Source organism: Erythrobacter ramosus (genome assembly GCF_009828055.1).
In the GTDB taxonomy this organism is placed as follows: domain Bacteria; phylum Pseudomonadota; class Alphaproteobacteria; order Sphingomonadales; family Sphingomonadaceae; genus Erythrobacter; species Erythrobacter ramosus.
Window position 1 is genome coordinate 647,875 of sequence record NZ_WTYB01000001.1, and the last position, 11,555, is coordinate 659,429.

At 64.7% G+C, this 11,555-nt stretch carries 13 protein-coding genes; 3 read left to right on the top strand and 10 right to left on the bottom strand.

Annotation, left to right across the window (positions count from 1 at the left end):
- Positions 1 to 2 precede the first annotated feature (2 nt).
- From GRI59_RS03290 to GRI59_RS03305, 4 genes are all read right to left on the bottom strand, one after another.
- Complete coding sequence (locus tag GRI59_RS03290) at positions 3 to 425, bottom strand: 23S rRNA (pseudouridine(1915)-N(3))-methyltransferase RlmH (protein ID WP_160760396.1); 423 nt, start codon at positions 423 to 425, stop codon at positions 3 to 5.
- 140 nt (positions 426 to 565) lie between these two features.
- Positions 566 to 1,000, bottom strand: a complete 435-nt coding sequence (gene rsfS / locus GRI59_RS03295; protein WP_419866784.1) for a ribosome silencing factor — start codon at positions 998 to 1,000, stop codon at positions 566 to 568.
- A gap of 87 nt (positions 1,001 to 1,087) precedes the next feature.
- Positions 1,088 to 1,771 (bottom strand): nicotinate-nucleotide adenylyltransferase, encoded by a 684-nt coding sequence (locus tag GRI59_RS03300; protein WP_160759761.1) that lies wholly within the window; start codon positions 1,769 to 1,771, stop codon positions 1,088 to 1,090.
- A 20-nt stretch (positions 1,772 to 1,791) separates the two neighbouring features.
- Positions 1,792 to 3,081: a glutamate-5-semialdehyde dehydrogenase gene (locus tag GRI59_RS03305; protein WP_160759762.1), complete on the bottom strand. Its 1,290-nt coding sequence runs from the start codon at positions 3,079 to 3,081 to the stop codon at positions 1,792 to 1,794.
- A 243-nt stretch (positions 3,082 to 3,324) separates the two neighbouring features.
- Between GRI59_RS03305 and GRI59_RS03310 the strand changes: the two genes are divergently transcribed.
- Together GRI59_RS03310 and GRI59_RS03315 are read left to right on the top strand one after the other, a co-directional pair.
- Positions 3,325 to 4,500 carry a M23 family metallopeptidase gene (locus GRI59_RS03310; RefSeq protein ID WP_337190222.1) on the top strand — a complete coding sequence of 392 codons (1,176 nt, stop codon included), beginning with the start codon at positions 3,325 to 3,327 and terminating at the stop codon, positions 4,498 to 4,500.
- A 10-nt stretch (positions 4,501 to 4,510) separates the two neighbouring features.
- A complete protein-coding gene (locus GRI59_RS03315; RefSeq protein ID WP_160759763.1) occupies positions 4,511 to 4,876 on the top strand; it encodes a bactofilin family protein in 366 nt (121 codons plus the stop codon).
- A 3-nt stretch (positions 4,877 to 4,879) separates the two neighbouring features.
- Here the strand turns inward: GRI59_RS03315 and GRI59_RS03320 are convergent, their stop codons facing one another.
- The 6 genes from GRI59_RS03320 to GRI59_RS03345 form a co-directional block, all read right to left on the bottom strand.
- Positions 4,880 to 6,541 carry a long-chain-fatty-acid--CoA ligase gene (locus GRI59_RS03320; protein ID WP_160759764.1) on the bottom strand — a complete coding sequence of 554 codons (1,662 nt, stop codon included), beginning with the start codon at positions 6,539 to 6,541 and terminating at the stop codon, positions 4,880 to 4,882.
- A gap of 122 nt (positions 6,542 to 6,663) precedes the next feature.
- Entirely contained in the window at positions 6,664 to 7,407 is a 744-nt protein-coding gene (locus tag GRI59_RS03325; protein ID WP_160759765.1) for a DUF1013 domain-containing protein, read from the bottom strand.
- A gap of 99 nt (positions 7,408 to 7,506) precedes the next feature.
- Positions 7,507 to 8,559 carry a glycosyltransferase gene (locus GRI59_RS03330; RefSeq protein ID WP_160759766.1) on the bottom strand — a complete coding sequence of 351 codons (1,053 nt, stop codon included), beginning with the start codon at positions 8,557 to 8,559 and terminating at the stop codon, positions 7,507 to 7,509.
- Positions 8,556 to 9,464 carry a UDP-2,3-diacylglucosamine diphosphatase gene (locus GRI59_RS03335; RefSeq protein ID WP_160759767.1) on the bottom strand — a complete coding sequence of 303 codons (909 nt, stop codon included), beginning with the start codon at positions 9,462 to 9,464 and terminating at the stop codon, positions 8,556 to 8,558. The genes GRI59_RS03330 and GRI59_RS03335 overlap by 4 nt, the downstream gene beginning before the upstream one ends.
- A gap of 120 nt (positions 9,465 to 9,584) precedes the next feature.
- A complete protein-coding gene (locus tag GRI59_RS03340; RefSeq protein ID WP_160759768.1) occupies positions 9,585 to 10,214 on the bottom strand; it encodes a glutathione binding-like protein in 630 nt (209 codons plus the stop codon).
- A complete protein-coding gene (locus GRI59_RS03345) occupies positions 10,207 to 11,229 on the bottom strand; it encodes an NAD(P)H-quinone oxidoreductase (protein ID WP_237440653.1) in 1,023 nt (340 codons plus the stop codon). Before GRI59_RS03345 ends, GRI59_RS03340 begins: the two co-directional genes overlap by 8 nt.
- A gap of 100 nt (positions 11,230 to 11,329) precedes the next feature.
- On the opposite strand from GRI59_RS03345, the gene GRI59_RS03350 reads away from it, so the two are divergent.
- The gene (locus GRI59_RS03350) at positions 11,330 to 11,533 is read left to right on the top strand and encodes a DUF1192 domain-containing protein (RefSeq protein ID WP_160759769.1); all 204 of its coding nucleotides are present in this window, start codon (positions 11,330 to 11,332) and stop codon (positions 11,531 to 11,533) included.
- The last annotated feature ends 22 nt before the right edge of the window (positions 11,534 to 11,555 follow it).

Sequence of the window (11,555 nt, forward strand, 5' to 3'; positions counted from 1 at the left end):
TGTCATGCCCGATGATAGGGATGCCCTGCAAGGATCGTGGTGGCGCGGTAGAGCTGTTCGATCAGCATCGCCCGGGCGAGCATATGCGGCCAGGTTGCCGGGCCAAAGGCGAGCAGCAGATCCGCTGAGGCACGCTCGGCGTCAGAATGCCCATCAGCCGCGCCTAGCATGAAACGCGTCTCGCGCACGCCCTCGTCCCGCCAGCGGCCGAGAAGATGGGCGAAATCCTCCGACGTCATCGCCTTCCCGCGCTCATCAAGCAGCACCGTGCGGCATGGGGTGAGCGCATCAGCCACCTTGCCCGCGCCGGTATCGGGCCACTCGGTGAGCTTGAACGGCCAGGTCATGCGCTTGGCATAGCGATCCACCAGCTCACCTTCGGGCGAGCGCCCAATCTTCCCACGCGCGATGATGTGAAGCAGGATGGAACGAACCCCTGAGTGCCAGAGACAAACGGTCGCGAAGCGACCGCAAGGGCGACCGCCCGCCCGCAGGTGCTCAAGCCCGCAGGGCTTGAAACAGCACCGAGGACGTGCCCGCGGAGGCGGGCACGCTCACAAAAAGCCTACGCTCTTCCCTGCGTCGGCTCACCACCCTCGAATGACCACATGCGTTCAAGGTTGTAGAAGGTGCGCACTTCGGGGCGGAACAGGTGGACGACCACATCGCCCGCGTCGATCAGCACCCAGTCGGCAGCCGGCAGGCCTTCGATGCGCGCATGGCCGAAGCCGGCTTTCTTGATCTCTTCGGCCAGCTTTTGCGCCATTGATGCCACCTGACGGGTCGAGCGGCCGCTGGCGATCACCATGTGATCGGCAATCGAGCTTTTGCCCTCAAGCGGGATGGTGACAATCTCCTGCGCCTGATCATCATCAAGCTGCGCGAGCACCAGCTGGTGCAGGGCATCGGTAGCCATCTCAGGCTTGCCCAGCGACGTGGCTGTGGTGGCGGCGGCTTGCACCGCGCCAAGCGGAAGGGAAGCGACAAAGGCCTCGGTCATCGGCAATCGGGTATCTCCAGAGTTTGAGGTCAATGCAGGCCACATGACGCAAGCGGGCAGAACACTGGGCCGAAACGCTGACGCGCCTCATGCCTTGTCCTCTTGCCTGAGCTTACGGAATGTCAGCCGGTCACGCACCTTTGCCCCTCGTTCCTGACTATCCAATCCCTTGCCAAGCAAAGCATCGGCCCACCCGGCATGGGCACGGCGAATGGCCGTGGCCGAGCGGTAGTCCGGATCGAAACGCAATAACACCAGGGCTGGTGCGCTCCATTGCCCCCGTTTCCGAATGCTGGCGGCGGGCACACGATAGCGCCTGAGCCAGGCCATGGCGGGGCTCGTCATGGCATCTGCATCATAGCCCGGACGGGCGATCACCGCAATCGGCATTGTCCGGGCGATCCGGCGCCAGTCTTTCCAGCGGTGCAACTGGGCGAGATTATCGCTCCCCATCAGCCAGATGAAGCGCCGTTTGGGGTAACGCCGGGTGAGCTTGGCGAGCGTATCGACCGTGTAGCGCGTGCCGAGTCTTTGCTCGATCGCGGTCGGCACAATGGGCGCGCGCCGCGCCTGATTCCGCGCCGATTTCAGCCGCGCAGCCAGCGGCGCCATGCCCGCCTGCGGTTTCAGCGGGTTGCCGGGGGAGACAAGCCACCAGGTCTCGTCCAGCCCCAGCGCGTCCATTGCGAACAGCGTGATCCGCCGATGCCCGCCATGCGCGGGATTGAAGCTGCCACCGAGCAGTCCAGTGAGTTGAGGGCGCGAACGCAAGGGGTGTCAGGCCTTGATTCTCACGGACGCGTTTGCCCGCTCCCGCGCACTTGCCACTTGTAGGTCGTCAGCCCCTCCAGCGCGACCGGGCCGCGCGCGTGCAGGCGTCCGGTGGCAATCCCGATTTCAGCGCCCAGTCCGAACTCACCCCCGTCAGCATATTGCGAGGAGGCATTGTGCATCACGATGGCGCTGTCGACTTCGGCGAGAAAGCGTTCCGCCGCCGCCTCGTCCGCCGTCACGATCACATCGGTGTGGGCCGACGAATGGCGGGCGATATGGGCGAGCGCATCCTCCAGCCCGTCAACCACCGCGACTGACGCAATGGCGTCGAGATATTCGGTGTCCCAGTCATTCGCGCTGGCCGGGATCACCCGGCGGTCGAGCGCCTGCGCCCGCCCGTCACCGCGCACTTCGCACCCCGCGTCAATCAACGCAGCGACCAGCGCAGCGGCTTTGGGATAGGCCGAATCGATCAGCAGCGTCTCCATCGACCCGCAGATACCGGTGCGGCGCAGCTTGGCGTTCACGGCGATGGCTTCGGCCATGGCCGGGTCGGCGGCGTGGTGGATATAGGTGTGGTTGATACCATCAAGATGCGCGAGCACCGGCACCCTCGCATCGGCCTGCACGCGCGCCACAAGGCTCTTGCCCCCGCGCGGCACGATCATGTCGATCAGCCCGCTCGCGGTCAGCATCGCACCCACACAGGCGCGGTCCTGCGAGGGGATAAGCGGCACGGCTTCGGCGGGCACCCCACCTTGGATCAGCCCTTCCACCAGTGCGGCATGGATCGCGCGGTTGGAATGCACCGCCTCGCTCCCCCCGCGCAGCAGCGCCGCATTGCCCGCCCGCACGCACAGCGCGGTAGCATCGGCGGTGACGTTGGGACGGCTTTCGTAGATGATCCCGATCACCCCGATCGGCACGCGGATACGCTGGAATTTCAGGCCGTTGGGCTGCTCGGACTGGTCGATGACCTGCCCCACCGGATCGGGCAGATCGGCGACGGCTGCGACCGCGTCGGCAATTCCGGCAATGCGCGCGTCATCCAGCGCCAGCCGGTCGAGCATCGCGCCTGACAAACCATTGGCCTTGCCCGCTGCAAGGTCCTTGGCGTTTGCTTCCAGAACCGCCGGAGTGGCCGCCCGCAGCGCATCTGCCGCAAGGTGCAGCGCGGCTGCGCGCGCAGCGCTCGGCATCGCCGCAAGCGTGCGCTGCGCAAGGCGCGCGGCCTCAGCGAGGCGCGTCACCAGCGCGGCGGGATCGGCGGCTTCAGCGCCCGGCGAGATTGCGGTCATACGATTCATGGGGTGCGGTCTAGCACTGCGGAGCCCACCTGTCAGGCCCATCGCCAGAGGGGCGAATCGCCTAACGCTCAGATGATTCGCGGATGCCAGGACACGGTATTAACGCCGCGAAACTATGGCGCGTTCACTTCGTCGTGATTCCCGTTCGATTCATCTGGGAGCGCCACATAGGATTCGACCACAGGTTAACGCGCTGATAGCGGCGAAATCGTGGGGCATAGATAACAAAATCGGGGCCGCAGTTTGTCAGACAGAATTGCCGCGAAATCGTGGGGGAAACGGCTGCGCCAGTGGTTCCCTGATCGCGAATTCTTCATGCGCGCCGACGGGCAAGTGCGCTTCATCAAACTTTCATCGAAACTCCAGATTCGCGTCGCCGCTGGCGTTGTCGCGATGGCGCTGCTGTGGCTGGTCGCTCTCGCCGTCATGGCTTGGGGCCAATACCGTGCCGAAGCTGATCTCGCCTCGTTCGCCGAGGAAAAGGCGCGTGTCGCCACCACGGATGAGCGGATCAAGGCCTATGGCGGCAATCTCGACAAGGTGGTCGATGATCTCAAGCAGCGGCAGGAATTCCTCGACGAGATGGCGCGGATGCTGCCAGAGGATATCGTAGCCGAAGGTGCAGCAAGCGGCACTGTCTCAGATTCGTCGACCGAGGCGGCCAAGACCGTGCAAAAGGTCGGCGCGATGATCCCGCAGGCGCGCGGCCTGGCCGAAATCGAAGCCCGCCAGCTTGCCTTCGTGGAACGCCTGACCCGCTTCGCCGATGCCCGCGCCCGCCGCGCCGAGAGCGCGATGCGCAAACTGGACCTCGATCCCAAAGCCATGAGCCGCGACACGCAGCAGGCGATGGGTGGTCCCTTCGAAGCGATCACCAGCGGAGACGATATCGACCCGCGGTTCGAACGCCTGGGCCTCAGCCTCGCGCGCATGGCGGTGCTTGAACGCGCGCTCGACGGCATCCCGCAGGTCGTCCCCGCCAGTGTCGAGAATATCACCTCGGGCTTCGGCTACCGCCGCGACCCCTTCAACGGCCACGGCGCCATGCACGCCGGGATCGACTTCAAGGGCGCGATGGGTTCGCCGATCTTTGCCGCTGCTGAAGGCCGCGTGACCTTTGCCGGATGGAAATCGGGCTATGGTCAGGCAATCGAGATTACCCATGGTAACGGGATGTTGACCCGCTATGCCCACTTGTCGCGGATCGACGTGACTGTCGGCCAGGCGGTCGCCGCCGGGGCCACCATCGGCGGGCTCGGCAGCACCGGGCGCTCGACGGGGCCGCACCTGCATTTCGAAGTCCGCATCAATGACCGCGCGGTCAATCCGCGCCCGTTTCTGGAGGCTGCCCCCGATGTTCTCAAGGAAGTCCGCAGCGGCCGACCTGACCGCCCCGCCGCCCCCGCGGCCCGCAAATAGGAGCAGCAGCATGGCCTCGGGTTCGACCTTTTCCGTGATCGGCGCGGATGTGACCATCACCGGCAATATCAGCGCCTCGGCCGATCTGCATATCGACGGCACGGTCGAAGGCGACATCACCTGCGCCAGCCTCGTGCAGGGCGAAAAGAGCAGCATCCACGGCGCCGTCGTTGCCGAAAGCGCGCGGCTGGCGGGCAAGGTGTCAGGCTCGATCACCGCGCGCGAGCTGGTGATTCTCAAGACCGCCCATATCGAGGGCGACGTGCATTACGACGCGCTGACGATCGAGCAGGGCGCGCAGGTGGACGGGCGGTTTGCACCCAACGCACGGACGGCAGTGAAGGCCGTGCCCAGCAGCGTCGAGGCTGCGGAATAGGGCTTACAGCACCTCGGCCCGCAGCGTCTTGCGGTCCAGCTTGCCGATGATCGTCTTGGGCAGACTTTCACGCACCACCACCTGATCGACGCGTTCATGCTTGCCGATCTTGGCATTGAGCCAGCCCGCCAGCTCCTCGCCGGTGGCTGCAACGCCTTCGTTCAGTGTCACATAAGCGCGTGGCACTTCGCCGCGATATTCCTCGGGAACACCGATCACCAACGCCTCTTTGACCGCCGGGTGTTCGAGAATCACGTCCTCGACCACGCTGGGGAATACCTTGAAGCCGCCCACCGCGATCATGTCCTTGATGCGGTCGACGATCTCGAGGAACCCATCCTCGTCGATCCGCGCGACATCGCCGGTGCGCAGGTACCGCTTGCCGTCCCGCTCCACGAAAGTTTCAGCGTCGGTTTCGGGCCGGTTCCAGTAACCGCGCATCACCTGCGGGCCGTGGACGGCGAGTTCGCCCGGCTCGCCTTCGGGAGCGAGGTTTTCGGGGTGCTCCTTGTCGAGCAGGATTACTTCCGTCCCCGGCACCAGCTGGCCGATGGTGCCGCGCTTGCGGGTGCCATCATAGGGATTGGCTGAGACGACGCCCGCGCTTTCGGTAAGGCCGTAGCCTTCAACCAGCCGCACGCCGGTCGCTTCCTCGAAGCGCACATGCACCGGACCGGGCATAGGCGCGCCGCCCGAAATGCAGATCTTCAGGCTGGAGAGGTCGGTCTTGGCCAAATCTGGGTGATCGAGCATCGCCTGAAACATCGTCGGCACGCCGGGAAAACCGGTGCAACGATATTTCTGGATCGTCTGTAAAACCTGCTTGGTCTCAAACCGCGGTACCATCGCAATCGAGGCACCGGTGACGCAGGCGTGATTGAGCAGCGCGGTGTTGGCGAAGACGTGGAAGAACGGCAGCGCCCCCATGAACACCTCGTCCCGCGCATTGCCGAAGGGATTGATCGCGGCGACCTGCTGGGCGTTCACGCTCAGCTGGTCATGCCCCAGCATCGCCCCCTTGGGCCGTCCGGTGGTGCCGCCGGTGTATTGCAACAAGGCAAGGTCTTGCGCGGTGACTTCGACGGGAGGGGGCGGGCCGTTCGGCGTCATATCCGTCCAGCGACGCACCTTCGGGCCATAGGCGACATCCGCGATCTGGCTGCGCTTGAGCAGCTTCAGCGCCAGCCCCTTGTACCACGGCAGCATTGCGGAGAGTGAGCCCACCACCAGCGTCTCCAGCGCTGTTCCGTCGAGCACCTTCTTGGCCGTTTTGTAGAGTTCCGGCACGTCCAGCGTCACCAGCACCCGCGTGCCGCTGTCGCCGACCTGCCAGCTCAATTCCTCAACCGAATAGAGCGGCGAGAAGTTCACCACCACGGCGCCCGCCATCATCGCCCCGTAATAGGCGGCGGCATAGATCGGGACATTGGGCAGGAACAGGCCGACACGGTCGCCCTTGGCGATCCCCATTTCGGTCAGCCCCAACGCAAAGGCCTGCGCCTGCGCGAAGATCTCCTGGTAGCTGTAGGTCCGCCCCAGGAAATGCAGAAACGGCGCGTCCGGATTGGCGCGAACGCTGCGTTCCAGCATCGCGGGCAAGCTCACCGGCTCGAACCGGGTGTTGAGGGGAGTGGGGTGGTGATAGGCAGCGTTACTGACAGGCATGTCAGTAATATTGGCTGACAATCACATGGCGCACAAGCGAAACTCGCGGGCGCTATGCCGCTTTTTGGCAAGCGGCGTGGAGGGGTTGCCGGGGCGGCTCAAACGCGCCCCGGCACCATATCTCAGTTGGAGATAAACCCGCTTTCCGGGTCGATCTTCTGTTCGGCGGCTTCGGCAGCGCGGCGCGCGGCGAGCCAGGCTTCGGCCTCGGCTTCCTGCGCGGCTTGCCCGGCGGCCTTGACGTTGGCGTCGCGTTCGGCGCGCAGTTCCGCGATCAGGTTCTCGCGATCATTGCGATCGGACTTGACCGGGGCATCGACGTCTTCGGTGATTCCGGCGCGCTTGGCAGCCTTGGCGACCATCGCGTCAAGCTCACGCTGCGAACACAGGCCCAACGTCACCGGATCCTTCGGCGTGATGTTCTGGATGTTCCAGTGCGTCCGGTCGCGCAGAGCGCCGATAGTGTTGCGGGTCGTGCCAATCAGCTTGCCGATCTGCGCGTCCGACACTTCGGGATGATTACGCAGGATCCAGGCGATGCCATCCGGCTTGTCCTGACGCTTCGACACAGGGGTGTAACGCGGCCCCTTGGTGCGAGTCACTTCGACCGGGGCCTTGTGCATCCGCAGCGAATAGGTCGCGTCGGCCTGTCCCTTCTCGATCTCGCCCTGCGTCAGCTCGCCCGAGTGGACCGGATCGCGCCCGGTGTACTTGCTGCCTGCAAGGTCATCGGCCATTGCCTGCACTTCGAGGATATGAAGTCCGCAGAACTCGGCAATCTGCTCGAACGAGAGCGCGGTGTTGTCCACTAGCCAGGTCGCGGTGGCATGCGGCATCAGCGGCTTGGGCTGATCCTTGATCGCCATGGTGGGAATCTCCGTTGAAAATGAAAGGGCCGCCCCTTTCGGAGCGGCCGCCTTGGATTCCTAAATAGGCGAATGCCGCGAAAACGGCAAGGAATGGATTCAGAAAGCGGGCATCGCTTGCAGCGAAACCGCTTCCTCCTCTTCCAGCGCGACCAGACCGGCGAGGAACTGGCGTGTGGCCGCTTCCCACGAATAGCTGGCGGCATAGGCGGCGCAGGCTGCGCGGTCGCAATAGCGAGCGGCGTCGATCGCGCGGGTGAGGTCTTCGGACATGGCACCCACCGCATCGGTGACGATATCGAGCGGGCCTGCCACGGGGAAAGCGGCAACGGGCGTCCCGCAGGCGAGCGCTTCGATCATGACGAGGCCGAAGGTGTCGGTGCGACTGGGGAAGACGAACACATCCGCCCCAGCATAGCAGCCCGCCAGCTCAACCCCCGACCGCTTGCCGAGGAACAACGCTTGCGGAAACTTCGCCGCCAGCGCCGCGCGGGCCGGGCCATCGCCCACCACCACCTTGGTGCCGGGATAGGGGCAGGCGAGGAAGGCTTCGATGTTCTTCTCGACCGCGACCCGACCGACATAGAGCAGGATTGGTCCCGCGATCTCGGCATATTCGGGCGGCGGCGGGGCTTTGGGCGAAAAGCAGACGAGATCGACCCCGCGGCTCCAATGGGTGAGCTGGGTCAGGCCCTGTTCGCGCAAGCACGCGCGGATCGTCTCGGTTGCGACCATGATGCGCTGCGCCGGGCGGTGGAACCAGCGGATATAGGGCCAGAAGGTGCTAGCCGGCAGGCCGGTGCGCCGCGCGAAATAATCGGGGAACTGGGTGTGGTAGGCGGTGGTGAAAGGCACCTTGCGCCTCAGGCAATAGCGCCGCGCCGCCAGCCCAAGCGGGCCTTCGGTGGCGATGTGCACCGCGTCAGGCGCGATTCGCGCCAATTGGCGCCCGACCGCGCCGGGGGCCGTCAGCGCTAGTCGGATTTCGGGATAGGTCGGCGCCGGGATTGAGGGATAACCCTCGGGCGAAATCACCGTGACCTGATGACCCCAGCCGCGCAGCACCTCGCAAGTGGTCGAAAGCGTGCGCACCACGCCATTGGTTTGCGGATGCCAGGCATCGGTAATGATGGCGATCGAAGCTGGCGTCACGCCGCCACACGCTCGGGGGTATCGGCGGGGGTATCCATCGGCGCATCGGCACGCTCCCGCCGCTTCATCTCTTCGGGCCAGTGGAGAATCTCCATCCGCCCGTCGTGATGTTCGACCAGCGCGTTGCAGCCCTCGACCCAATCGCCGTCGTTCCAGTATTCGACCGGCTTGCCGTGGTGCTCGAACATCCGGAATTCGGCGGTGTGGATGTGCCCGCACACCACGCCGTCAACCCCGCGCTCGCCAGCCGCGCGGGCGACGACCTCTTCATACTTGCCGATGAATTCGACCGCGTTCTTGACCTTGTGCTTGGCCGCCTTGGACAACGACCAATAGGGCTTGCCCAGCCAGCGCCTCACGGTGTTCACCGCGATGTTGCACTTCATCATCAGATGATAGGCATGGTCACCCACGAAGGCGAGCCAGCGGTGCGAGAGCATCACGGCATCGAATTCGTCGCCATGCAGCACCATCAACCGGCGGCCATCGGCAGTGTCATGGAAGGCTGCGCGGCGGATTTCGATGCCGCCGAAGTTCAATCCGGTGAATTGGCGGAACATCTCGTCATGGTTGCCCGGGATATAGACGATCCGGGTGCCGCGATGCGCGCGCTTCAGGATGCGCCAGACGATGTCGTTATGCGCGGCGGGCCAGTAGAACTTTTTCTTCAACCGCCAGCCATCGATGATGTCGCCGACCAGGTACATCGTCTCGCTGTCAGTATGGTCGAGGAAGTCGATCAACAGCTCGGCATTGCAGCCCTTGGTACCGAGGTGGACATCGCTGATCCAGATCGTGCGATAGGAGCGACGTTCCGTCCCCACAGGCTCGGGGATGCGGGGTGGGTTGAGCGGCAGGCTCGTGATGTTGTCGGTGATGATGTCGGTCAGGTCGGCAGCCGTCATGGGAAATCCCCGGATGTCATGTCGCTGGCCCACCCTGTGGCAGCGAAATGTTACAGGGGACTCACAGCCAAGTGACGGTTCCGGGTCAGTTTTCGGTCAGGGCCGGGTCAATCCCCCGGATCAGTCCATCGCGATGAACCCGGGGAGAGCCTGCACCCGCGCGATCCAGCTGAGGATGTGCGGGTAATCGCGCAGGCCGAAGCCGCCCTCCTCCGCTACGTGCGTGTACGGGAACAAGGCAATGTCCGCGAGCGTCACGGCCTCGCCACAGAAAAATGCGTGGTTCGCCAGATGCTTGTTCATTAAATCGAGCGCCGCGCAGCCCGCCATGCGTTTAGCCATGATCTGCGCGCGCTGCTGCTCCGAAAGGTTCGCCTCGCCCACGAAGTGCAGCCAGAAGCGGAGCGTGGCGATATTGGGTTCGTGGTTGTATTGTTCGAAGAACATCCAGCGCAGCATGTCGGCCTGCGCGAAGCGGTCCGCCGAGATCAGCGTAGAACCATGGGCAAGATACCAGCAGGCCGCATTGCTTTCGGGCAGGAAGCGCGCAGCAGCCCCTTCTCCGATCTGAAGCACGGGGATGCGGCCATTGGCATTCACGCACGCGAGAAACTCCGGCGTCCGGGTCTCGCCCTTCATGATGTCATAGGCGCGGGTCGCCAGCGGCAACCCGAGCAGCGCGGCGGTCAGCTTGATCTTGTAGCAATTGCCGCTGCGGGGATCCTCGTGGAGAGTCAGCGCGTCAGCCACCGGCCACTTCCAGCACGATCTTGCCGATGTGATCGCCCGCTTCCATGCGTTCATGAGCGGCGGCGGCTTCGGCGAGGGGGAAGGTCATATCCATCACCGGCGACAGCTCGCCATCGGCGAACAACGGCCAGGCGTTGTCCGCGATCTCGTCAGCGAGCGCGGATTTGAAGCTGTCGGAGCGCGGGCGCAGGGTCGATCCGGTCAGGGTCAGGCGGCGCATCATCACCACCGCCATATTGATGTCGGCCTTCGCACCGCCCAGCACCGCGATGGTGACGTGGCGGCCATCTTCGGCCAGACACTTGAGGTTGCGCGCGACATAGTCGCCCGAGACCATGTCGAGCACCACGTGCACGCCCTTGCCCTCGGTATGAGCCATGACCGCCTCGACATAGTCGGTCTCGCGGTAATTGATCGCGAGATCTGCGCCGATCCGGGTCGCGGCGGCGCATTTGGCGGTGTCGCCGCAGGTCACGATCGCCTCAAGCCCGAAAGCTTTGGCGAGCATGATCGCCATTGTGCCGATGCCGGACGTGCCGCCGTGGATCAGCACCCGCTCGCCATCACGGGCTAGGCCGCGCTCGAACAGGTTGTGCCACACGGTGAACAAGGTTTCGGGCAGTGCGGCGGCTTCGGCCAGCAGCATTCCTTCAGGCACCGGCAGGCAGTGCTGCCAGTGCGCAGCGCAATATTCGGCGTAGCCGCCGCCCGGCGTGAGGGCTGCGACATATTGCCCGATCATCTCGCGCGGGACTTCGGTACCGACCGCGACAATCTCGCCCGACACTTCCAGACCCAGCAAAGGCGAGGCCCCCGGCGGCGGCGGGTAGGCGCCCGCGCGTTGCAGGCAATCAGGGCGGTTGACCCCGGCATAGGCGACACGGATCAACACATCGTCAGGCCGCAGGCGCGGAAGCGGGCTGGTCTGGAGCTGCAGCACGTCCGGCACGCCCGGCGCGTCGAAGCCAATCGATTGCATGGTCTCCGGCAAGTCGACCCCGCTGCTTGAAACCATTATAATCTGCCCCCAATCCACCGCAGTTAACTATGTCTCATGTGCGAATAACCGTCTCGCCGATTGACAGCAAGCCGCTTGGGCCTGATGCTGCGGCGGAATGGAAGAACCCGATCGCCCACGGCCCAGCGGAGACGCGGCAAGTCGCCTCGGACACGAGGACCTCGCCCCCTATTCGCAGGCCGAACTGGACGAACGGATCGCCCTGCTCGAAAACGAGATTGCCCGGGTGACGGCCCACCGCGACAAGGCGGCCGCCCACCGCACAGCTGCCGATGCGCTGTTTGGGAAGGGCGGCGGATGATCCGCGCGGTATTGTTCAGCGT